22 protein-coding genes are annotated in these 21,516 nt (G+C 66.8%); 8 read left to right on the top strand and 14 right to left on the bottom strand.

What is annotated here, in order from left to right; all coding sequences use genetic code 11:
- Window positions 1-7: 7 nt before the first annotated feature.
- From EL337_RS10370 to EL337_RS10355, 4 genes are all read left to right on the top strand, one after another.
- Window positions 8-1,147: a phosphotransferase gene (locus EL337_RS10370; protein ID WP_048630532.1), complete on the top strand. Its 1,140-nt coding sequence runs from the start codon at window positions 8-10 to the stop codon at window positions 1,145-1,147.
- A 94-nt stretch (window positions 1,148-1,241) separates the two neighbouring features.
- A complete protein-coding gene (locus EL337_RS10365) occupies window positions 1,242-1,787 on the top strand; it encodes a TetR/AcrR family transcriptional regulator (RefSeq protein WP_048630533.1) in 546 nt (181 codons plus the stop codon).
- Window positions 1,788-1,833: 46 nt separating this feature from the next.
- Window positions 1,834-3,318, top strand: coding sequence for an aldehyde dehydrogenase family protein (locus EL337_RS10360; protein WP_048630534.1), 1,485 nt, complete (start codon window positions 1,834-1,836; stop codon window positions 3,316-3,318).
- On the top strand, window positions 3,315-3,731 hold the full coding sequence (locus tag EL337_RS10355) for a nuclear transport factor 2 family protein (protein WP_048630535.1): 417 nt from the start codon (window positions 3,315-3,317) through the stop codon (window positions 3,729-3,731). The genes EL337_RS10360 and EL337_RS10355 overlap by 4 nt, the downstream gene beginning before the upstream one ends.
- On the opposite strand, the gene rlmN is transcribed toward EL337_RS10355, so the two are convergent.
- From rlmN to EL337_RS10330, 5 genes are all read right to left on the bottom strand, one after another.
- Complete coding sequence (gene rlmN / locus EL337_RS10350) at window positions 3,728-4,828, bottom strand: dual-specificity RNA methyltransferase RlmN (protein ID WP_048630914.1); 1,101 nt, start codon at window positions 4,826-4,828, stop codon at window positions 3,728-3,730. The genes EL337_RS10355 and rlmN overlap by 4 nt on opposite strands.
- Window positions 4,829-4,878: 50 nt before the next feature.
- A complete protein-coding gene (locus EL337_RS10345) occupies window positions 4,879-5,769 on the bottom strand; it encodes a phosphatidate cytidylyltransferase (protein WP_048630536.1) in 891 nt (296 codons plus the stop codon).
- 2 nt (window positions 5,770-5,771) lie between these two features.
- The gene (gene frr / locus EL337_RS10340) at window positions 5,772-6,329 is read right to left on the bottom strand and encodes a ribosome recycling factor (protein ID WP_048630537.1); all 558 of its coding nucleotides are present in this window, start codon (window positions 6,327-6,329) and stop codon (window positions 5,772-5,774) included.
- Window positions 6,330-6,396: 67 nt separating this feature from the next.
- Window positions 6,397-7,140, bottom strand: a complete 744-nt coding sequence (gene pyrH, locus EL337_RS10335) for a UMP kinase (RefSeq protein WP_048630915.1) — start codon at window positions 7,138-7,140, stop codon at window positions 6,397-6,399.
- A 110-nt stretch (window positions 7,141-7,250) separates the two neighbouring features.
- Window positions 7,251-7,937 carry a class I SAM-dependent methyltransferase gene (locus EL337_RS10330; RefSeq protein WP_048630538.1) on the bottom strand — a complete coding sequence of 229 codons (687 nt, stop codon included), beginning with the start codon at window positions 7,935-7,937 and terminating at the stop codon, window positions 7,251-7,253.
- Window positions 7,938-7,982: 45 nt separating this feature from the next.
- Between EL337_RS10330 and EL337_RS10325 the strand changes: the two genes are divergently transcribed.
- Window positions 7,983-8,402: a MarR family winged helix-turn-helix transcriptional regulator gene (locus tag EL337_RS10325; protein WP_048630539.1), complete on the top strand. Its 420-nt coding sequence runs from the start codon at window positions 7,983-7,985 to the stop codon at window positions 8,400-8,402.
- 11 nt (window positions 8,403-8,413) lie between these two features.
- On the opposite strand, the gene EL337_RS10320 is transcribed toward EL337_RS10325, so the two are convergent.
- Both EL337_RS10320 and EL337_RS10315 read right to left on the bottom strand, forming a co-directional pair.
- Window positions 8,414-9,355: an SDR family oxidoreductase gene (locus tag EL337_RS10320; protein ID WP_048630916.1), complete on the bottom strand. Its 942-nt coding sequence runs from the start codon at window positions 9,353-9,355 to the stop codon at window positions 8,414-8,416.
- Window positions 9,356-9,508: 153 nt separating this feature from the next.
- The gene (locus EL337_RS10315) at window positions 9,509-10,384 is read right to left on the bottom strand and encodes a helix-turn-helix transcriptional regulator (RefSeq protein ID WP_048630540.1); all 876 of its coding nucleotides are present in this window, start codon (window positions 10,382-10,384) and stop codon (window positions 9,509-9,511) included.
- Between the two features lie 185 nt (window positions 10,385-10,569).
- Here EL337_RS10315 and EL337_RS10310 point away from each other — a divergent pair, with 185 nt between their 5' ends.
- The 3 genes from EL337_RS10310 (at window position 10,570) to EL337_RS10300 (ending at window position 12,397) form a co-directional block, all read left to right on the top strand.
- Entirely contained in the window at window positions 10,570-11,433 is an 864-nt protein-coding gene (locus EL337_RS10310) for a helix-turn-helix transcriptional regulator (RefSeq protein ID WP_197724217.1), read from the top strand.
- A 108-nt stretch (window positions 11,434-11,541) separates the two neighbouring features.
- Window positions 11,542-11,985 carry a carboxymuconolactone decarboxylase family protein gene (locus EL337_RS10305; RefSeq protein ID WP_048630541.1) on the top strand — a complete coding sequence of 148 codons (444 nt, stop codon included), beginning with the start codon at window positions 11,542-11,544 and terminating at the stop codon, window positions 11,983-11,985.
- A gap of 7 nt (window positions 11,986-11,992) precedes the next feature.
- On the top strand, window positions 11,993-12,397 hold the full coding sequence (locus tag EL337_RS10300) for a hypothetical protein (RefSeq protein ID WP_048630542.1): 405 nt from the start codon (window positions 11,993-11,995) through the stop codon (window positions 12,395-12,397).
- Window positions 12,398-12,403: 6 nt separating this feature from the next.
- Here EL337_RS10300 and EL337_RS10295 read toward each other — a convergent pair whose 3' ends face one another.
- From EL337_RS10295 to EL337_RS10265, 7 genes are all read right to left on the bottom strand, one after another.
- Window positions 12,404-14,425: a primary-amine oxidase gene (locus tag EL337_RS10295; protein WP_048630543.1), complete on the bottom strand. Its 2,022-nt coding sequence runs from the start codon at window positions 14,423-14,425 to the stop codon at window positions 12,404-12,406.
- A complete protein-coding gene (locus EL337_RS10290) occupies window positions 14,422-15,942 on the bottom strand; it encodes an APC family permease (protein WP_048630544.1) in 1,521 nt (506 codons plus the stop codon). Before EL337_RS10290 ends, EL337_RS10295 begins: the two co-directional genes overlap by 4 nt.
- 56 nt (window positions 15,943-15,998) lie before the next feature.
- Entirely contained in the window at window positions 15,999-16,736 is a 738-nt protein-coding gene (locus EL337_RS10285) for an ABC transporter ATP-binding protein (protein ID WP_048630545.1), read from the bottom strand.
- Window positions 16,737-16,738: 2 nt separating this feature from the next.
- Window positions 16,739-17,248: an FtsX-like permease family protein gene (locus tag EL337_RS10280; protein WP_048630918.1), complete on the bottom strand. Its 510-nt coding sequence runs from the start codon at window positions 17,246-17,248 to the stop codon at window positions 16,739-16,741.
- Window positions 17,249-17,308: 60 nt separating this feature from the next.
- Entirely contained in the window at window positions 17,309-18,484 is a 1,176-nt protein-coding gene (locus EL337_RS10275; protein WP_048630546.1) for an FtsX-like permease family protein, read from the bottom strand.
- Window positions 18,485-18,621: 137 nt separating this feature from the next.
- Window positions 18,622-20,028 (bottom strand): amidase, encoded by a 1,407-nt coding sequence (locus EL337_RS10270; protein WP_048630547.1) that lies wholly within the window; start codon window positions 20,026-20,028, stop codon window positions 18,622-18,624.
- Between the two features lie 40 nt (window positions 20,029-20,068).
- Window positions 20,069-21,382: a sugar transferase gene (locus EL337_RS10265; protein WP_232786700.1), complete on the bottom strand. Its 1,314-nt coding sequence runs from the start codon at window positions 21,380-21,382 to the stop codon at window positions 20,069-20,071.
- Window positions 21,383-21,516 lie beyond the last annotated feature (134 nt).

Below are 21,516 nucleotides of genomic sequence, written 5' to 3'. Positions count from 1 at the left end.
GAGGCTCGTGGTTTCCCTCATCTCCCAGCGCATCGGGCCGGTCGCCGGTCTCGCCTCGCATCTTGGCCGTGGCCTCGGCAGGATCGGCGCCGACACGCTGGTCGGCCGGCTGCGTTCCTTCCCCCGCACCATCGACGATCTCGACGCGGCCACGCTGTCGTCGCTGATCGGCGCGACGGTGACCTCGGTGTCGCTGATCGGCGGCGATGCCGGGACGTCGTCGCGGGCCCGGCTGGCGCTCACCGGCCACGCCGTCCCCGCCTCGGTGTTCGTCAAGATGGCGGCCGAGACGGTGGCCACCCGCCTGATGGGCGAACTGGGCAACCTCGCCGATACCGAGACGCGTTTCTACGGCCGGCTCGCCCCCGAACTGACGGGTGTGCCGCGCTGCTACGGACGGAGATTCGACCCGCTATCGGGCAGATTCGTCCTCATCCTCGAGGACCTGTCAGCCACCACATGCGAGTTTCCCGACACCCTGCACCCGATCGACGCCGACCGGGCTGCGCTCGTCGTCGAACTGCTGGCCCGGCTGCACGCCACCTTCTGGGACCGGTTCCCCACCGACGACACCGGACCACTGAACTGGATCTATACGGCCTCGGCCGACAGCGCGTCGCTGCTCACCGCGCCGCTGCTGCGGATGTCGTCGCAACGCCTGGCCGAACGAACGGACCTGCCGCTGGAGCGCGGCCGCTTCATCGACCAGAACTATCGCGCGGCCGCGGCGCTCATCGACCGTCCGCCGCACACCGTCATGCACGGCGACGCACACCCGGGCAATCTGTACTTTCGCGAGGGGAAGGCCGGCCTGCTCGACTGGCAGGCCGTGCGACGCGGCCACCCCAGCCGGGAACTCGCGTACACGCTGGTGACGAGCATGACGACCGAGAGCAGGCGGGAGTCTCAGCGCGATCTTCTCGACGTCTACCGCGGTGCGCTCGCCGCGTCGGGCGGACCCGAGCTGGACCGCGACGGGCTGTGGGACCGGTACCGGCAGAGCGCGCTGTACCCGTACGTCGCCACGATGATCACCGCCGGGATGGGCGGCATGCAGGGCGCAGACATCGCGATGAAAGGACTCGAACGCAGCCTGGAGGCGCTCGCGGATCTCGACACCGTTGCAGCGGTGAAAAAGGCCCTGTGACCGACTGTGTGACCAAGAATGCCCCGCGCGCCGTCGGCCCTTCACCCCGGCACGCTTTACGATCGACAGCGAACCCGTAAGTAAGGCCAGGTACGTGAACCAACCAGCACGCGATGCCACCGACGTCCCCGAGGACACCTCGACGCGGCACCGGATTCTCGTCGCGACCGCGGAGGTCCTCGGCCGCAGCGGGCAGACCAAGCTCAGCCTGTCCGAGGTCGCCCTGCAGGCGGGGGTGTCGCGGCCGACGTTGTATCGATGGTTCGCCGACAAGCAGGCACTACTGGAAGCGTTCGGCATCTACGAGCGCGAGATGTTCGAAACCGGTATCGCCAAGGCGACCGCGGGCCTGCGTGGCACCGAACGCGTGGACGCCGCGATGCGGTTCATCGTCGAGTACCAGCAGTCCTACTCGGGCGTGCGGCTCGTGGACATCGAGCCCGAGGTCGTGATCTCGCGGCTGGCCCACATCATTCCGTCGATGCGCGGCCAGCTGGAGAAGCTGCTGCCCGGCGCGAACGGGGCAGTCAAGGCCGCCACCGCGATCCGGGTGGCCGTCTCGCACTACATCGTCCGGGCCGACGACGACGATCAGTTCCTGGCACAGCTGCGGCACGCCGTGGGAATCAAGACCAGCTGAACCAAAACGCGTGACACTGAGCTGAAATATTGTAAAGCTGGCTGTCATGACGACAGCGCAGACCGACACCGGGGTGCTCGCGGGCGACGAGCGCATGCTCATCGACGGTGAGCTGCAGTTGACCGGCAGCGGAGCCACATTCGAGGTGGTCCATCCGGCCAGCGAGCAGGTGGCCGGCCAGGCGACCGACGGCACGGTCGAGGACATGGCGCGCGCGGTGGGTGCTGCCCGGCGGGCGTTCGACGAGACAGACTGGTCGCGCGATGTGGAGTTCCGGCACCACTGCCTGATGCAGTTGCATGACGCGCTGGAGCGCAACAAGGAACGGCTGCGCCGCATCCTGATCACCGAGGTCGGATGTCCGGTCACGGTCACAGGCAGCCAGATCGAAAGTCCCATCGCCGAGGTCGAGCACTGGGCCGAGCACGGCAGGAACTTCGACTACCTGGTTGACAACGGCGTGCACGAGACGCCGTTGGGCCCGGCGCAGCGCAAAATCCACTACGAGCCGGTCGGGGTGGTCGGCGCGATCACCCCGTGGAATGTGCCGCTGTACCTCAACATCGCCGAGACGGTGCCTGCGTTGATGGCCGGAAACACGGTGGTACTCAAACCCGCGCAGCTGACGCCGTGGTCGGGCACCGAATACGGCCGCATCGTCGCCGAGGAGACCGACATCCCGGCCGGGGTGTTCAACGTCGTGGTGTCCAATGCCAACGAGGTGGGCGCGGCGCTGTCGGCCGATCCTCGGGTGGACATGATCACCTTCACCGGGTCGACCGCGACCGGCCGGGCCATCCTGGCCGCGGGAGCGTCCACGGTGAAGAAGACTCTGCTCGAGCTCGGCGGCAAGAGCGCCCACATCGTGCTCGACGATGCCGACTTCACTTCCGCGTTGCCGATGGCGGCGATGATGGCGTGCGTGATGAGCGGGCAGAGCTGCATCATGCCCAGCCGGATCCTGTTGCCGCGCAGCCGCTATGACGAAGGCATCGAGCTACTCAAGAACATGATGGCGGGTTTCCCGGTGGGCGACCCGTGGACCCCCGGCACCATGCAGGGCCCCCAGATCAGCGAAGGTCAGCGCCAGAAGGTGCTCGGATTGATCAAGTCAGGAATCGACTCCGGCGCCCGCCTGGTCACCGGTGGTGGCATCCCCGAGAACCTGCCGGTCGGGTACTACACGCAGCCGACCCTGCTCGCCGACGTCGACCCGGATTCGCAGATCGCGCAGGAGGAGATCTTCGGGCCCGTGCTGACCGTGACCCCCTACGACACCGACGACGACGCGGTGGCGATCGCCAACAACAGCATCTATGGGCTCTCCGGCGAAGTCAGCAGCGGTGACGTGGAGCGGGCGTTCGCGGTGGCGTGCCGGATGCGGACGGGCAACGTGACCATCAACGGCAAGAGCCACTTCGGTATCGGCAGCCCGTTCGGCGGCACCAAGCAGAGCGGGCTGGGCTACCGCAACGGCGAGGAGGGCTACAAGGAGTACCTCGACGCCAAGACCATCGGCATGCCCGCGTGAGTGATCACGACGAGATCGCCGCGTTGCTCTACAGGTACGCCCGCGCCGTCGACAGCAAGGACTGGCAGCTGTACCGCTCGGTGTTCACCGACGACGCCCACATCGACTACTCCTCGGCCGGTGCGGCCGCAGGATCCCGTGACGAGGTCGCCGACTGGCTGGCTGCGGGATTCGGCGCCATCCCGTGGACAATGCACTACATCACCAACATCGAAGCGGACATCGACGGCGACACCGCGGCGGTGCGCGCGATGTTCTACAACCCCATGCAGCTGCCCGGCATGGCCGAACAGAGTTGCTGCGGCGGGTATTACCACCACGACCTGGTGCGCACACCCGACGGCTGGCGCAGCCGCAGCCTGCGCGAGGACAACGTGTGGTTCGTCAATCCGCCGGCAGCGACCGTCGGCTAGGACCCCTCAGCCGCCAATTGTCCACAGGCAGCCGCGATTTCGCGACCGCGGGTATCGCGTACCGTGCAGGACACCCCGCGCTCGCGCACCCGCCGGACGAACTCCCGCTCGACCGGCTTGGGGCTGGCGTCCCACTTGCTGCCCGGTGTCGGGTTCAGCGGAATGAGGTTGACGTGCACGAGCGGACCGAGCGCGCCGTGCAGCTTCTTGCCCAGCAGGTCGGCTCGCCAAGGCTGGTCGTTGACGTCGCGGATCAACGCGTACTCGATGGACACCCGCCGGCCGGTGACGTCGGCGTAGTAGCGGGCGGCATCGAGAACTTCGGAGATCTTCCACCTGTTGTTGACCGGCACCAGGGTGTCGCGCAGTTCGTCGTCCGGGGTGTGCAGTGACACCGCGAGCGTGACGTTGAGGCCTTCGTCGGCGAGCTTGCGGATCGCGGGAGCGAGCCCGACCGTCGAGACGGTGACCGACCGTGCCGAGATGCCGAAGCCGTTCGGGGGTGGCGCCGTAATGCGGCGGACGGCCGCGAGCACCCGGTTGTAGTTGGCCAGCGGCTCGCCCATGCCCATGAAGACGACGTTGGAGAGTCTGCCCCCGTCGCGGTCGCGCAGCTCGGCACTCGCGGCACGCACCTGCTCGAGAATCTCGGCGGTCGACAGGTTGCGCGTGAGACCACCCTGACCTGTCGCGCAGAAGGGGCAGGCCATGCCGCATCCCGCCTGTGACGAGATGCACACGGTGTTGCGATCCGAATAGCGCATCAGCACCGATTCGAAGGTCGTTCCGTCGACGGCGCGCCACAGCACCTTGCGCGTCTCGCCCGCGTCGCACTCGATCTCCCGCGCCGCGTTCAGCAGCTCCGGGAACAGCGCCGCACCGACCTGCTCGCGTACTGCGGCAGGCAGGTCGGTCATCTGTGTCGGATCGCTGATCAGCCTGCCGTAGTACTGGTTGGCCAGCTGTTTGCCGCGGAACGCCGGTAGGCCGAGCTCGCCGACAGCGGAGGCACGGCCGGCGTCATCGAGGTCGGCGAAGTGCCGCGGCGGCATACCGCGGCGGGGTGCGTCGAACACAAGGGGCAAGGGAGTGGGCATGAGCCCCGCCATTGTCTCACTTCTGGAGACCCACTCCCAGCCGCCGAGCCTCAGGCAAGCAGCGACAGGACGACCCACGTGGCGACGGCCGACGGCAGAACGGAATCGAGACGGTCCATCAGTCCGCCGTGCCCGGGCAGTAGGGCACCCATGTCCTTGATGCCCAGGTCACGCTTGACCTGCGATTCGACCAGGTCGCCGAGTGTTCCGGTGATGACGAGCATGACTCCGAGCGGAACACCGATCCACCACGGCTTGTCCAGCAGGAACACCACGGCCAGCACGGAGGCGGTGGTGCCGAACACCAGGGAGCCGGCCAGGCCTTCCCACGATTTCTTCGGGCTGATCGCCGGCGCCATCGGATGCTTGCCGAACAAGACCCCGGCCGTGTAGCCGCCGATGTCGGAGAACACGACGCCGAGCATCAGGCACAGCACCCGCCAGCCGCCGTCCTCGGGATAGACGAGCAGGACCCCGAACGCGCCGAACAGCGGGATCCATGCCGCCAGGAACACTGTCACCGCGACGTCGCGCAGGTAGTTGACCGGGGCGTGGGTGAGACCGCCGCTGAGCAGGCGCCAGATCAGGCACAGCACCACCGTGGCACCGAACGCGCCGAGCGCGCCCGCCGTCCCCAAGGGCCATGTCAGCCAGACCATGGCCTGCCCGCCCACCAGAAGGGGGATCACCGGGATGACGTAGCCGCCCTCCCGCAGCCGGCGTACGACCTCGTGGGTGGCCACCGCCATGGCGACCGCCACGACGCCCACCCAGACCAGCGGAACGAACACCAGGATCGCGATGACGCTGAACCCCAGCATCGCGCCCACAGCGATCGCTGCGGGGAGGTTGCGCCCGGCGCGGCCCCCCGTCTTGACGGCGTTCTGCTCTGGTTCGTTGACCGGCGTATCTGCCACAGTGCTCGATTGCTGATCGGTCATGCTCAGACCTCCAGCAACTCGCCTTCTTTGTGCTTGACGAGATCGTCGATCTGAGCCGTGTAGGTCCCGGTGGACTTGTCGAGGTCCTTCTCCGCGCGGGTCACCTCGTCCTCACCGGCGTCGCCGTCCTTCTTGATCCGGGCCAGTTCCTCCATCGCCTTGCGGCGGATGTTGCGGACCGACACCTTGGCGTCCTCGCCTTTGGACTTGGCCTGCTTGACCAGATCCCGGCGGCGCTCCTCGGTCAGCTGCGGAATCGACACCCGGATGACGTTGCCGTCGTTGCCCGGGTTCACGCCCAGATCCGAGTTGCGGATCGCGTCCTCGATCTGACGCAGCATCGTGGCCTCGTAGGGCTTGATGACGACCATCCGGGCCTCGGGCACGTTCACGCTCGCAAGCTGGGTGATGGGTGTCATCGCGCCGTAGTAGTCGATCTGGATCCGGTTGAACATGCCCGGGTTGGCGCGGCCGGTGCGAATCGACGCGAGGTCATCCCGTGCCACCGACACGGCCTTCTCCATCTTCTCCTCGGCGTCGAAGAGGGTTTCGTCGATCACTGGATAGTTCTCCCGTCGCTTCGCTCGCTCCGCACACACTTCTCCCGACCGCATCGCCGGTAGCTGGTCACGAGGTCACCAGCGTTCCGATCTTCTCACCCGCGACGGCACGAGCGATATTGCCATCCGTGAGCAGGTTGAACACCAGGATCGGCATGCCGTTGTCCATGCACAGGCTGAAGGCCGTCGCATCGGCCACTTTCAGGCCCCGGTCGATGACCTCGCGGTGGCTGATCGCGGTCAGCATCTCGGCATCGGCATTGACTCGGGGGTCGTCGGTGAAGATGCCGTCGACGGCCTTGGCCATCAACACCACGTCGGCGCCGATCTCCAGCGCCCGCTGCGCGGCGGTGGTGTCGGTGGAGAAGTACGGCAGCCCCATGCCGGCACCGAAGATGACCACACGTCCCTTCTCCAGATGCCTGCGGGCGCGCAACGGAATGTAGGGCTCGGCGACCTGCCCCATCGTGATGGCGGTCTGCACCCGCGTCTGGATGCCCTCTTTCTCCAGGAAGTCTTGCAGCGCAAGGCTGTTCATCACGGTGCCGAGCATGCCCATGTAGTCGGACCGGGAGCGCTCCATGCCGCGCTGCTGCAGTTGGGCGCCGCGGAAGAAGTTTCCGCCACCGATGACGACGGCCACCTGGGCGCCGCTGCGGACCACTTCGGCGATCTGACGCGCCACCAGCGCGACCACGTCGGGATCCAGCCCCACCTGTCCGCCGCCGAACATCTCGCCGCCCAACTTGAGCAGCACTCTGGAGTAGGCGGGCCGGAAACGGGAGGACTGGTCACCAATTGGCTGGGACATCGGGGCCATCGGGCTCCTTTCGGCCGCGCGCGAGGTGCCGTCGGCGAGACGACTCCCCCAATCCTGCCAAACTCGGCCTCACCCCATGGCGAATGGGTGGATGCGGCCCGTCACCCGAGGTGTGCAGAGAGCAGCCACGCCCCCACGGACTTGCGCCCGTCGGCTTCGTCGCGGACGTCCCCGCCTGCGAACTCCGTGAAATTCTGGGCAAACGCCTGCGGAACCTGGGCGTGGATGCGGGCGGGCCGGATCTCGTCGACGACCCAGTAGGTGGACACCACGTCGCGCAGTTCGTCCTCGGTGACGGCGTTGACCGGGCCCGCGGGCATGGCCGTGCGGTCGAAGACGAGCACGAAGTACGACGCCCCCGGCGCGGCGGCCCGCACAATGGACTGCTGATAGCCCTCGCGCAGCTCGACCGGCATCGAACGGAACAGCGTGCTGTCGACAATGGTGCCGAAGCGGCCGTCGTAACCGGTGAAGGCGCTGATATCGGCGACCTCGAAGGTCGCGTTGTCCAGCCCGCGGCGCGCGGCTTCCGCCCGGGCGAGCTCGATGCCTGCCGGAGACTGGTCGAGGCCGACGGTCGTGAAACCGCGCTCGGCGAGATACATCGACACGGCGGCCTCGCCGCAGCCGGCGTCGAGAACCGCACCGTGGAACTTTCCGGCATCGATCAGTGCGGCGATCTCGGGCTGCGGGACACCGATGCTCCACGGCGGGCGGGAGCCTGCTCCCACTTCATCGGCCTCGCCACGGTAGGCGGCATCGAACATCTGATTCGAGGGATTGGTCATGACACCTTGGTATCAACCCAGTTGATATATGTCAATATAGTTGACATGTCAGGGACCGAGGATCAGCCGCTGGCATTTCTGCTGCACCGGCTGAACACCGCGCTGCGCGCCGAGGTGAGCGTGACGGTGCTCGAGCCGATCGGACTCTCGTTCCCGCAGTACATCTGCATGCGCAGCCTGTCGCGCTACCCCGGCCGCTCCAACGCCGAACTCGCGCGCACCATGATGGTGTCGCCGCAGGCGATGAACATGGTCGTGCGCGGACTGCAGGATTGCGGACTCGTCACCCGCCCCGCCGAGGTGCCGTCGGGCCGGTCGCGGCCTGCGGAGTTGACGCGCGAGGGCCGGATGGTGCTCGACCGGACCATCGACGGCGTCCGCGCCGCGGAGGAACGCGTCCTGGCCCCGCTGAGTGACGCCCAGCGCAGACAGTTCCGGCAGCTGCTCGCCGCTCTCGGCCAGTAGGCGCCGCCCCTCTACCGGTGTGCGAAGCGCAGGCCGACGAGTTTCTCCGACAGCTCCCACAGACGCGCGGCATCGGCCATGTCGCCTGCGGGCCGGTAGACCTGCTGCTCGGCCGGCGCTCCGGCGGTGTGCTGGAAACCGCTGGGCCCGTACAACTTGCCGCCTTGCGCGTCAGGATGGGTGGCGGCGTACAGGGCGGGAAGGAGCCCCTGGTCGACGGTTTGGGTGAGGATCCCCACCCGGGCCAGCGATCGGATGATGCGTACCGAGAGTGTGTCGCTGGCGCGACCCATGTGCGGCTGCGCTGCCAGCAGGTTGGTGGCGGTGACCCCGGGGTGGGAGACGTCGCTGGTGACACCCCACCCGGCCTGCGCGCTGCGCCGATCCAGCTCCAGGCCGAACATCAGGTTGGCGATCTTGGACTGACCGTAGGCCTTTGCCGACGAGTAGGCTTTGGCGAAATCGGTGTCGCCCCAGTTGATGGCGCCCGAGCGCGCCGCGATGCTCGACTGGGTCGTGATGCGGGCGTTGCCCGCCGTCAACAAAGGCATCAGCCGGGCGGTCAGCGCGAAGTGCCCGAGATGGTTGGTGCCCCACTGTAATTCGAAACCATCGACGGTGGTGTGGCGGGCCGGAGGCCTCATCACCCCGGCGTTGTTGATCAGCAGATGGATCGGCCGCCCCTCGGCGAGAAGCACATCGGCGAGGTCGGCCACCGACTGCAATGACGAGAGGTCGAGATCCCTGATGCTGACCCGCGCGCCGGGCACGGCTGCGGTGATGCGCTCGACGGCACGGCCGCCTTTGACGGGGTTGCGTACCGGCAGGATGACCTCGGCTCCGGCCGCCGCCAGCCGGCCGGCCAACCCGAAGCCGACGCCGTCACTGCCCCCGGTCAGCACCACCAGTGCGCCGGTCAGGTCGGGCACGTCCACGTCTGCTCTGCGGGCCATGAGAATCTCCTCGGTGTCGCCAGGTCGAATGCGCTCCACGTTGTCAGGCCTGGCGAATCCCATTCAGGGAGCGATCATCCGCTGATTGCCGATCCCCCGTTGTTGTGCCGGCCGCGGCATGGCGCGTTGATCCGGATCACGTGGGATGCACCATCAGGTGGCGCTGATGCGCGCGGGTGCGGAGTCCACATCGGTGCGCAGGAACGACTCCGGATCAGCGCCCAGCTCAGCGAGTTTGGCGTGGCTCGTGGTTCCCGGTTCGGCGGTGAACACGAGCAGCGAGTGCAACTGCACCGGGTCGTACAACGCCTGGCACTGCAGCTCGAGCAGACCGAGTTTCGGATGCAGGATGCGCTTGGTGAGCGCTTCTCGATGTGCCACGTCGTGCTGCTTCCACAGCTCGGCGAACTCGGCGCTGCACGCGAGCAGCGCGTCGACGTACTGGGCGGCGCGCGAACCGGCACCGTCGCGCACATAGGCCACCCGGGCACCGGCCACGAAGGACCGCCCGATCTCGTCACGATCCTCGTCGGGATACATCGCCCGCGAATTCTCGTCGGTGAACCACCGGTACACCACGCTGCGCGCGAGACCCCGATACGACGTCTGATCACCGAGCAGAGCGCGCGCCGCGGGCGTCTGCACCAATGCCTCACCCAGCGCCGACACCACCTGCGCCGGGGTGTCCTGCAGGCGGTCGAGGATACGCAGGGTGGCCGGGCTGACGTGATCGCCGACGACGGTGCGCGCCGGTGCGTTGTGCCCCGCGAGCCGGAACAGGTGGTCACGTTCGTCCACCGACAACCGCAGGGCCCGCGCCAGTGACGCCACCACCTCCTTGGAGGGTTGCGGCCCGCGCTGCTGCTCCATCCGGCAGTAGTAGTCCGTCGAGATCAGGGCCAGCGCAGCGACTTCCTCGCGACGCAACCCACGGGTGCGCCGACGCGGACCGGGTGGCAACCCCACGTCCGCCGGGGACAGCGCTTCGCGTCGACTGCGCAGAAAATCGGCCATCTGTCGCTGATCCATCAGTCCATAGTGGCCGCGGATGGCCGCCTCAGCCAGGGATCACGAGACCCCCGCTACCGAACGGTGCTTCCCCACGATGATGCCGCAACCCGGCGATCGGCTTCAGGCACCGACCATCCGGGGATCCTCGCTCCCGGGACCACCAGACCCTGTCGGCTGTCCGCGGCGCCGTCCACGATGGATCGGTGGCGTCCACCGAGATCGACCTCACCTACGTGGCCGACACACTCCGCCGGCGCCGACGGGTCTTGCAGCCCGAGGATGTGGGGATGCCGCGGGGACGACGCCGACGCACGCCGGGATTACGTCGTGAGGAGGTCGCTGCGCTGTGCTCGATGTCGACCACCTACTACAGCCGGCTGGAGCGCCGGTGTGGGCCGCGACCGTCACCGGCGATGCTGGCCGGCATCGCGCGCGGGCTGCGATTCAGCGGTGCAGACCGTGACCGCCTCTTCAGCGCGGCGGGGTACGGCGCAGGGTTCGTAGGGACCGACCGTCTCGACGTCGTCGCACACGTCGAGCCCGGTCTCATGCATGTGCTCGACCGGCTCGCCGACACGCCGGCCCTCGTCATCGATCCGCTCGGGCGGGTGCTGCGTCAGACGCCACCGGCAACAGTCCTGTTCGGCCAGCTGACATTTCACACCGGGTGGGAACGCAGTAGCTACTACAGGTGGTTCACCGGCGGCGGCGATCGTCGAAGCTTCACCGCCGGCGAACAGGCGTCGATCGGGACCGAGATCGCCGCCGACCTCCGCCGCGGCATCGACGTCCACGGCTGCGACCAGGCGGCGCAGTTGGTCACGATGCTGCGTCGCCGAAGTCCAGAGTTCACCGCCCTCTGGCAGCGATCACCCGGCACCGTTCGACCTGCCAGGCCAACTCACCTCATCCATCCCGAACTCGGCGGCGTCTGCCTGCAGCGCGAGGTGTTGTCCGACACCGAAGCAGGGCAGAGGTTGGTGGTCTATGCGGCGGAGCCGGGATCGGAGAGCCAGGACACGCTGCGGTTGGTGTCGGTGCTCGGGCACCACCGCTTCCACATGTGACACGGCGAACGCGGAGACCGCCGGATGTCACACATCGAGGCGCTGTCTCGTCTTAACTATCAGCCCCGGCGCCGGGGCAGTCACATACAGATAGAGGACGTACCGACGATGACGACACGGACCGCGCTGAGCTCAGCAGTACCCGATGCGTACAAGACCACCCTCGCGCTCAGCGAGCAGGCGTCCAGAGCTGCCCTGGAGGCCGGCATCGACCCGCTGACCGTGGAGCTGGTGCGCATCCGCGCATCCCAGATCAACGGCTGCGGCTTCTGCCTGCGGATGCACGTGCGCGATGCGCTGGCCAAGGGTGAGAGCGTCGACCGCATCGCCGTGCTGCCGGCCTGGCGCGAGACAGGCTATTTCACCCCGGCCGAACGCGCCGCCCTCGCGATCGCCGAAGAGATCACCCACATCGACGTCCGGACACCGGGCGTCGACGACGACACCGCCACGGTGAGCGCCCAGCAGGCGGCAGCGCTGCGGTGGGTGGCCGTTGTCATCAACGCGTTCAACCGGATAGCGATCTCCAGCCACTACGCCGTCGAAGCGTGAACCCGCCGTGAACTCGACAGCGCATCGCGTCCTGCTCGCCTTTCTCGCTCTCACCGGAACCGTCACCGGCGCGTGGGCCTATTTCGCGCCACACCACTGGTACGACACGTTCCCCGGCCTGGAGATGAGCTGGCTTCCCCAGCTCGGCCCGTACAACGAACATTTCGCCAGGGACGTCGGAGCCTTCTTCCTTGGCCTGGCGGTACTCAGCGTGTTGACGCTCATCCACGTCGCCAACACGACGCTGGTCCGGGTGTCGGCGAGTGCGTGGTCGGTGTTCAACCTGCTGCATCTGATCCTCCATCTCCAGATGCTGCACCACTACAGCCCGCGCGATCAGGTGCTCAACGTGGTGGCTCTGAGCACCCTGCTGCTCGTGTCGCTGGCGCTGTTCGTGCCGAAGAAACCCTGAGGGCCGCTAGGACTCCAGCGCGCGCTCCGCGACCGGAAGACCGACATGGTTGGCGTGGCACGCTTTCGGCGGTGACGGTGGCAGGTCCAGCGCCGGGTTGCCGTCGAAGAAGCCGATGGGCTTCAGATGGAAACCGGTGTAGGCACAGGGCATCACCGGCCAGTCCTCCGGCCGCACCACGTGGTGCGCGCCCAGGGTGTACCACAGCACCACGTCGGTGTTCTCCAGCGGCGCATCGTCGGCGACGAACTCCGGCAGGCCCTGCACATCGGCCGACTGGTACATGTAATCCCCGGCGGCGAACTTCTCCGCCGGGTCGTACTTGGTCACCCACAGGTTGTGTTGCAGGAACCGGGCCCGGTCGTAGATGTGGGAGCCCTCCTGCACCATCACCGGCACCACGTCCTTGGGTACCAGCTTGTACGCCACCGGAATTCCCAGCTCGTTCTTCTTCGACGGGTTGGCCACCTTCCAGTACCTGCCGGTGGACCAGTTCCAGTCCCTGGCACCCTCGGCCTCGGAGGCCACCAGCGTGTCCTGGGTGATCCAGGCATTGTGGTGGGGATTGAGCGCGGGATCGGGCTCAGGGACCGAATCCACCTCGTAGACACTGTTTGCCGCTCCGTCGATGCTCATGTCCAGACGGAAATTGAAGAAGTGCTGGTGATTCGGGCCGTAGATGCCCGGCGCCACCATCTTCCCCCAGCGTGGCTGCTCCCCCGGCTCGACCTCGACCGCGCCTGTGGTCAGCACGCCGGACAGCTTGACCTCGACCTCGATGGAGGCGTCGTTGTAGAAGTACCAGAAGAAGCCGTACTCGTAGTTGCCGACCGTGCAGATCATCGAGATCACCAGTCGCCGCGAGCGGCGGACCTCGACCTCCTCGGTGCGGAAATCGGTGTGCTTCCAGGAGATTCCGAAATCCTCCTCGTGCATGCAGATCGCGTTCGGGATCGTCACAGCATTTCCGCTGGAATCGTTGACCGTCCCGTCGAAGTAGTGGATCTCCCCCAGACAGTCGCACCCGAGGGTCAGCGGGTTGGCCGAGAAACCCATGCCGACCTCTCCCATGTCGAACACGTTCTTGTTCCAGTGTGTGGGCGAGGAGTCCCCATAGGGCACCACCATCTCCGACAGCGAACCCCGGTAGAGGATAGGGCGTGTCACCCCGCGGTCGGTGTAGGTGACCTCGTGCAGCGTGATCCCCTCCCGCGGGTTGAACCCGATGCGCAGGGACCACTTCTGCCACTGGACCCGCCAGCCGTCGACGGTGAAGCTCGGTCCGTCCGGCTGGGTGATCTCGATGGGCTTCACGTCGTCACGGAACTGCGTGAAGGCGGGCCGGTTGTTCTCGTCGAACATGAACTTCTCGGAGTAGTTGCCCGCAGTCGGCGGCAACGGCACCACGCCGTGGTCCTCGACGTCGATGACCTTCATGGCGTCCAGGTCGAAGGTCACAATCAGACCTTCGACCGGCCGCGCATAACCGTGCTCGGACGGCGCCGCGCGCATGAACGTCAGCGGGCGGCAGATCAGCGGCGAGTTGTCGTAGTGGTCCTGCGCGCCGTAGTAGCCCGCCGGCCACGGGTCGATCATCGCCAGGCTGAAATCGGTGACGCCGCGCTTGCGCATCGCCTCCTGCCACCGCGGATCCTCTCTGACCGCCTCCTCGACCCCGGTCATGTGCTCGACGAGGTAGGACGGGAATCGACCCGGGATGGGTGTCCAGGAGTCGATCACGCGGGCGGTCAGATCGACGACCGCCTCGTAGATCATCTTGGCCGCGGCGTCGTACATCGTGACGAACGCGCACCGCGGGGTGCCCGCGGTGTCGTCGAAGGTCAGCGTCGCCGTCTTGGCCGGTTCGGCGAGCTGGATCATGACGAACTTCAATGTGGGCGTGCAGTATTCGGACGCCGTGATGACAGCCGCCGCCGCTTCGATCTCGGCGCCGCTCAGCGGGTCGAGGGGGTAGTGGTGGACGTCCGCGGTCGGATCCGCACTCAGTGCGATGTCCTCCATCGTCATTTTGCTGTTTCCTCTGTTTCTGTCTTGGTGAGATCGAACACCGCGAGGTGGGCCAGGGCGTCGTCCTGGCTGGTCTTGTGTGCCGAGCGGCGGCCGAAGAAGTACACGATGACGCCGAGCGCCACCATCGCGAGGCTGATGCTGCCGACCCACATCATCCACTCGGCGTCTCCCACGCCCGAGCTGGCGAGCCACGACTTGGCGAACGAGTAGTAGATGCCGCCGATCGTGCCGATCGTGCCGACGATCACGGTGATCCAGACACCGACCATGCCGCCGGGGATGCGCCAGAACGTCTCGTTCTCATAGCGATCCGCGTACTTCTTGCGCGCGATGATCACCGGGAACAGGAAGAAGAAGCCCGAGATCAGCCATACGGTGGACAGGCCACCCTGCAGGAAGATGGTGGTGTTGACCAGGCTGCTCTGCGAGTACAACCCGACCAGGATCAGCGATGAGATCACGCCCTGGATCAGGATGGCGGACACCGGGTTGCGCGTGCGTGGGTTCAGGTGCGTGAAGATGCGCGGCAGGTGTCGTTCCAGGCCCGAGACGAAGATCAGTCGTGAGTACGCGACCTGGTAGGTCATCAACGCGACGACGATGATCAGCGCGAGCACGATGGCGCAGATCTCCATCAGCCCGGGGAAACCGGCTACGTCGAGCATGCCGATGACCCCTGTGACAGCGTCGATCTCGTCGGTGGGCAGGGCCATCATCGTGCCGAGTGTCGTCAGCAGGTAGATCGCCACCAGCGCGGCCGAACCCCAGAGGATCATCCGCGGACCGCTCTTGCGCACCGACAGGAACTCCGCACCCATGTTGTACGGCGTTTCGACACCGAGAAGGTACAGCAGCACGGTGCCGTACAGGAACCCGGCGACCGCGAAGTTCGGCACAATGGCCTCCTGCCAGCTGAACGGCGTCGCCGAGCCGTTCTTGACCGCGAAGAGAAGCCCGCAGACGAAGATGGTCAGCGCAAGGATGCCGAAGACGACAAAGACCACGTTCATGATCCGCTGGCTGGCGGAGAGCTTGGCCAGCGCCAGCCCGATCACCGTCCACAGGATCACCAGTTGCAGGATGACGCTGGCGGTCACACCAAGCTCTGAGTGGAAAGCCAACAACAGGAACGAGAGCACCACCGCCGGTGACGACGCGGCGTTCAGGATCACCGGCACCCACGACAGGTAGCCGCCGATGAAGCCCCACGTCTCCCCCATCGTCCGAGTGGCCCAGATGTACACACCGCCCTGGCCCGGCCACAGGTTGCCGAGTTCCACCACCGCCATGCCGGCGGGTATCAGGAACGTCAGGATTCCCAGCACCCACATGGGGATGGCGGTCCATCCGCCGGTGGCCATGACGGACGACCCGGTGATCCAGCAGATGATGAACACGTAGGCGGCCGTAAGGCCGAACGTGCTCATCACCTTCGGCAGGATCTGTTCGGGGACAAGCTCGGTGGTCATCAATTTGTCGCGGTCGGCCGGCGCCGCCGGTTCGGTCTGTGTCATTCGCATGTCTCCCACTCAGTCATTTGTTCAAACATGTTGGGGACCAACGGTGTTGGTCAGTTGACAATCTGTCCGTCTTTCATCCGGACGACACGGGTCGCTTCGTCGGCCACCGTGGGGTCATGGGTGCTGGCGACCACGGTGACTCCCATGGTCGAGCACAGGTCGCGCAGCATGCGCACCACCGTTTCCCCCGTGCGGTGGTCGAGGTTGGCTGTGGGCTCGTCGGCCAGGACGAGGGTCGGGCTGCTGATCAGCGACCGTGCGATCGCGGTGCGCTGCTGCTCTCCGCCCGACATCTTGGTGGGCTGATGGTTGATGCGGTGCCCGAGCCCGACCAGTTCCAGCAGTTCTATGGCGCGTGTGCGCAGAGCCTTGCGATCGAAGGGTTCGAACATCAATGGCAGCTCGACGTTCTCCACGGCCGACAGGAACGGAATCAGGTTGTAGCTCTGGAAGATGAAGCCGACGGTGTCGTGACGCAGAGCTGCGTACTGGCTCTCCGTCAGAGTGGCCGTGTCCTGGCCCGCGATCTTGACGGTGCCTTTCGTCGGGCGGTCCAGACCTCCGATGATGTTGAGCAGCGTGGATTTCCCGCTGCCGCTGGGTCCCATCAGACAGACGAATTCGCCGGGCATGACTGTCAGGTCGGCGGCCATCAGCGCCTTAACGACCTCGTCACCGAGCTTGTGGAGCTTCCAGACATCCGAGACCTCGATCACCGGCGCCTTGCCGGCCGTGGTCTCCGTATCGACACCGACTGCCGCGTCGGATGTCTCGTCGAGTGCGGTCATGGTCAGCCTCCGGACGCGAGCGAGTGGATGGGCGACCGCGACGCGGCCTTCCAGGTGGGCAGAATGCTGGTGGCCACAGCGGCCAGAATGCTGACGACGATCGCGATCGCTGCGCCGATAGCGAGGCCTCCATAGGAGACGCCCGTGGCGACGACCCCGGTCATTCCGAGTACGACGCCGGTCACGACTGCGAGCACGGCACCGGCGAGCGCGCCGACCACCGCGGCGATCACCGGTTCGACGAGCAGGGCGGCCACGACGGGTGCGCGAGGCACCCCGTTGGCGGCGAGCACGCCCAGCTCACGGGTACGGTGTGCGACGGTCCGGGTGGTCGCGACGGCTACCTCGGCGACGCCCACCAACAGCACCGTGACGGCGATCAGCACGACAGCCCTGGCGATTTCGTCGGCGTGACCGAGTGACGCCGACTGGACCCGGATCCCCGCCGAGAGCCCGAAGACGAGCACGACGAGAAACGCACCGGTGGCGGTGGTGATGGCGGGCAGCACCATCTCCCGCAGCCGGCGCCGCGTCGCGAGCCAGCCGTACGACAGTCCTTTGCCGATGCTCACTTACCGGTCTCCCAACAACTCGACCGGCCGCTGTTGCAGCAACCGGTGCACGGGCACCAACGCACCGACAATGGCCATGGCGGGCAGGAACATCGCGGTCAGTGCCGCCCCCTGCAACCACGCCGACAGCGACGCGATACCCGGGATCACCAGCGCGACGGCGACACCCGCAGCAGCGATCCCGACGACGTAGGCCGTGAGGAACACGATCGCCGACTCGACGAGGAAGAAGTACAGGACCTCGTCGGCAAGACCGATGCTCGACATGATCCCGAACTCACGTCGCCGCTCGGTGACCGCGGCCAGAAAGGAGGACACCGCGATGACGAAGCCGAGCCCGAGCCCGACCATCGAGATCATTCCCAGGGTCGAGCCGGTCACCTTGCCGGAGAACAGCGCCGAGTACCGCTGTTCGAAGGTCAGCGGGCTGGACCCGCCGACGGTGTCGTAGATCAGGCCCGCGCCCGCCGGGTCGGGCACCACCGACGGATCGGTGGTGAACGGCAGATCGACTGCCGCCCCGAATGTCTGGCCGAGGTCCCGGCGTTGCTCCTGCCCTTCGGGAGCGAGCAACATCCACCAGCCGTTGTCCCCGACCACCGACTGCGCCACCGATGCCGGAACCGAGATCGACTGGCCCTCGCCGCGGATCGTAGCCACCAGGCTCTGCCCACCCACCTCGACCCGCTCACCGTCGGCCAGACCCACCCGGTCGGCAAGGGCCGACCCCAGAACCGCCTGCCCCGCGGATACGTCGTCGCTGCCGCGCAACGACACGGGCTGCCCGCCGAGGTCGACGACGCCGGACAGCGTGCGAGTCGCCGTCCATCCCTCGGGCGCGACGATGGCGGGTGCGGGGCCGTCGGCGATGATCGCCTGGACCTCGGGGTCGTAGTGCACGCCCGCGGCAGGCACGGCCCACAACTGGCCTCCGCCAAGGACATCCGCGATCGTCGTCTCGCCCGTCGTGGCGAACCCGGCCGAGATCGTGCGCACGATCGTCACACACGCGATGGCAAGCGCGATGCCGACCACGGACAGGACGAAACGCTCGGGGCGGCGCCGGACGTTGGCCAGCGCGAACCGGACCAGGCACATGAACGTGTTCCCGGAGCCGGGGAGGATCTGCGGTGATCGACCTGTAGCGGGGGTGCTGCTGACCTGAGTGGTCTCCACGAGAAGCGATGTTGGGAGTCGAAAGTTTCGCAGACAGCCGTCCGCAGTATCCGGGCTGTTAAATGGACCGAAGTCAGGTTACGCGACTGTGTCCACGCTGCTACGGATTTCGTCGTCTCCCTGTCGCTCGACAGGAATCAGCTGTGGATGCGCGCCCACGGCTGTGCCTGTTCGAGCTCGAAGGCCAGCTCCAGCAGCCTGGCCTCCTCGCCCACCCCCGCCGCGAACATCATGCCCACGGGCAGGCCGGAAGCGGACTGCGCCATCGGCAGCGAAATCGCCGGTTCACCAGTCACATTCTGCAAGGGGGTGAATGCCACCCAGTCGATGAGCCGGTCGATGATCTGCTGATAGGGCGCCGTCGGATCAAGGTGTCCGATCGTCGGGGGTGCGTCGGCCAGCGTCGGCATCAGCAGCACGTCATAGCTGGCCTGCAGCCGCGACGTGATCCGTCGGATGCGCGCCAGCCGGGCGATCGCCGTGGGCACCCGGTGGAGGTTACGTGAGGCGTGCCGTTCGAGGCCGAGGGTGAGATTGTCGAGCCGGTCGCGGTCGAAGCTCGGACCGAAGGACCGACGGCCGCCCCGGACCAAAGCGAACGCCAGGAACGACCAGTAGAGCAGGAAGTCGTCCATGAACCGCTGCGGCACCGGGTTGTCGATGACCGTGATCCGGTGGCCCAGGGATTCGAGCAGCGCCGCCGTCTTGAGCGTCAGCTCGCTCACCTCCGGGCTTGCCTCACGCGTGATGGACTGCGTACACACGGCGATCCGCAGCCGCTGCGTGCCCGGACCGGTGATGTCGCCGATCGGTGGCAGCTTCGGGTTCGCCAGCACTTTCTCCATCTCCCGGTAGAACGCCGCGGTGTCGCGCACCGACCGGGTCACCACACCGTTGGCGACGATGCGCAGCGGCATCTGTCGCATGTCACTGTCCAACGGGAGGCGCCCACGCGACGGCTTGAGCCCGACGAGGCCGTTGCAGGATGCCGGGATTCGAATGGACCCGCCGCCGTCGTTGGCGTGCGCGATGGGCACCACCCCGGCGGCGACGAACGCCCCCGAACCCGAAGACGACGCGCCTGCGGTGTGCGCGGTGTTCCACGGATTGCGCACCGGGCCCAGCCGGGGGTGCTCGGCGGACGCGCTGAAGCCGAACTCCGACATCCGCGTTTTGCCAACGGGCACAAGGCCTGTCGCCAGATAGGAGCGTGCGAAGTCCCCGTCGGCGGCGGCGGGCAGCGGATCCCACGCGTCGGTGCCATTCATCGTCGGCATGCCGGCGATCGCGACGTTGTCCTTGAGGAACGACGGCACTCCGTCGAAGAACCCGCCGTACGGACGGGTCAGCCGGCCACGCGACCTCGCGCGGTCGTAGGCCTCATGCGCCAGACCGTTCACGACGGGGTTCACCTTCTCCAGGCGGGCGATGGCCGCGTCGATGACCTCGTCCGGGGAAACGGTGCCCGCCGACAGTGCTGCCGCCAGACCGACGGCATCGAGGTCACCCAGGGCGTCGTCGCTGAAGGCATCGATGCGATCCATGGGGCCGACGGTACCAAAGCGTACCGCCGGCGATCACGCTTTACTCGGCGCGGCGCAGCACCGCCCCGACGGTCATGGCCAGGATCTTCCAGTCCAGCCACAGCGACCAGTTCTCGATGTAGTAGTTGTCCCACTCGGCGCGGTCGGCGATCGACGTCTGGCCGCGCAAACCGTGGACCTGCGCCCATCCGGTGATACCGGCTTTGACCCGGTGCCGGTCGCCGTAGCGCGCGATCTGGATGTTGAACAGGTCGACGTACTCCGGTCGCTCGGGCCGCGGGCCCACCAGGCTCATCTCACCCTTGATGACGTTGATCGCCTGCGGGAGTTCGTCCATCGACGTGGCGCGCATGATCTTGCCGATCCTGGTCCGTCGATCCTCGCCCTCGACGCCGCCGGGCGCGGAGTCGGCACTCAGCGCGAACTCCGCGTCCGACTCCCGGGGCGCACGCATGGAGCGGAACTTCAGGCAGCCGAACTCCTTGCCGTCTCGCCCGATTCGGGGCTGGCTGAAGAAGATCGGCCCGGGAGAGCTGAGGCGGACCAACAGCATCAGGGTGAGGAACAGCGGAGAGATGACCACCAGCCCCACCGTCGCGAGGACCCGGTCGGACACGTGCTTGGCGCGGAACTGCCAGTTGTGCGGATCGGTGTGCGGCACCGCGATCAGCGGTAGTCCGCCGACATGCTCGATACGCGCGTGGACGCCGATGGTGTCGTAGATGCGGGGAACGATCCAGACCGACAGGCCGTGCTTGTGTGCGGTCTGCACCGCCTCGATGATGCGGTCGTCCCGGGTTCGGGAGAACGCGACCACCATGCATTCGGCACCGGTGCGCAGGATGGCGCTCTCGACGCAGTCCAGCTTGCCCAGGTACGGGATGCTGGACGGCTGATCGCGGTCGACACCCATCGTGGGGATCTCGTCATCGATCAGTCCGATCGGCCGCAGCCCGTAGTCGGGTGTCGCATTGATGCGCTCGATCACCTTCGCGGCGACCCGCCCGTTGCCGATGATCAGCGTTCCCGCCGTCATGACATTGCGCCGGAACTGGTAGCGCTTGTAGGCGATCCACACCAGCCTGCCCAGGGGTATCAGGACTGCGGCACATATCCAGATCCAGGTGATCGCGAAACTACGGCCCGGTATACCGGCGAACACCAGCCCACACAGCATCAGCATCGCGGACAGCGCGATCATTGCCTCGACAGTCGGCAGCTCGTCGAGAAAAGTGCGATTGAGTGTCCGGCCGTAGTATCCGCGCAACGCGAGCAGCGCGACGATCGTCGGCGCGAAGAAGAAGAGCATCCACGAGGGCGGCAACTGTCCAGTCTGCGTGCTGGCCCAAGTCATGCCGATTGCCACCGCCAAGGACCCGGTCGACAGGTCGATGAGCGCACTGACGTACGGCTCCCACGCCCTACTCCGCCGTAGCTGGCTTAGGTCAGCCTGAGCTATCGCGTCCAATTCCCCCGTGGCAACCGGCT

Source organism: Mycolicibacterium aurum, from assembly GCF_900637195.1.
GTDB classification, from domain to species: domain Bacteria; phylum Actinomycetota; class Actinomycetes; order Mycobacteriales; family Mycobacteriaceae; genus Mycobacterium; species Mycobacterium aurum.
Note: the sequence above shows the minus strand (reverse complement) of the source record. Positions and strands in the feature narration are given on the sequence as shown.

Bases quoted from the DNA above. Each gene is read 5' to 3' on its own strand.
- EL337_RS10360 (WP_048630534.1), top strand. From the start codon at position 1,834: ATGACGACAGCGCAGACCGACACCGGGGTGCTCGCGGGCGACGAGCGC.
- rlmN (WP_048630914.1), bottom strand. From the start codon at position 4,828: ATGCCCACTCCCTTGCCCCTTGTGTTCGACGCACCCCGCCGCGGTATG.
- EL337_RS10345 (WP_048630536.1), bottom strand. From the start codon at position 5,769: ATGACCGATCAGCAATCGAGCACTGTGGCAGATACGCCGGTCAACGAA.
- pyrH (WP_048630915.1), bottom strand. From the start codon at position 7,140: ATGTCCCAGCCAATTGGTGACCAGTCCTCCCGTTTCCGGCCCGCCTAC.
- EL337_RS10330 (WP_048630538.1), bottom strand. From the start codon at position 7,937: ATGACCAATCCCTCGAATCAGATGTTCGATGCCGCCTACCGTGGCGAG.
- EL337_RS10325 (WP_048630539.1), top strand. From the start codon at position 7,983: ATGTCAGGGACCGAGGATCAGCCGCTGGCATTTCTGCTGCACCGGCTG.
- EL337_RS10320 (WP_048630916.1), bottom strand. From the start codon at position 9,355: ATGGCCCGCAGAGCAGACGTGGACGTGCCCGACCTGACCGGCGCACTG.
- EL337_RS10315 (WP_048630540.1), bottom strand. From the start codon at position 10,384: ATGGATCAGCGACAGATGGCCGATTTTCTGCGCAGTCGACGCGAAGCG.
- EL337_RS10305 (WP_048630541.1), top strand. From the start codon at position 11,542: ATGACGACACGGACCGCGCTGAGCTCAGCAGTACCCGATGCGTACAAG.
- EL337_RS10295 (WP_048630543.1), bottom strand. From the start codon at position 14,425: ATGACGATGGAGGACATCGCACTGAGTGCGGATCCGACCGCGGACGTC.
- EL337_RS10290 (WP_048630544.1), bottom strand. From the start codon at position 15,942: ATGACACAGACCGAACCGGCGGCGCCGGCCGACCGCGACAAATTGATG.
- EL337_RS10285 (WP_048630545.1), bottom strand. From the start codon at position 16,736: ATGACCGCACTCGACGAGACATCCGACGCGGCAGTCGGTGTCGATACG.
- EL337_RS10280 (WP_048630918.1), bottom strand. From the start codon at position 17,248: ATGGTGCTGCCCGCCATCACCACCGCCACCGGTGCGTTTCTCGTCGTG.
- EL337_RS10270 (WP_048630547.1), bottom strand. From the start codon at position 20,028: ATGGATCGCATCGATGCCTTCAGCGACGACGCCCTGGGTGACCTCGAT.
- EL337_RS10265 (WP_232786700.1), bottom strand. From the start codon at position 21,382: ATGACTTGGGCCAGCACGCAGACTGGACAGTTGCCGCCCTCGTGGATG.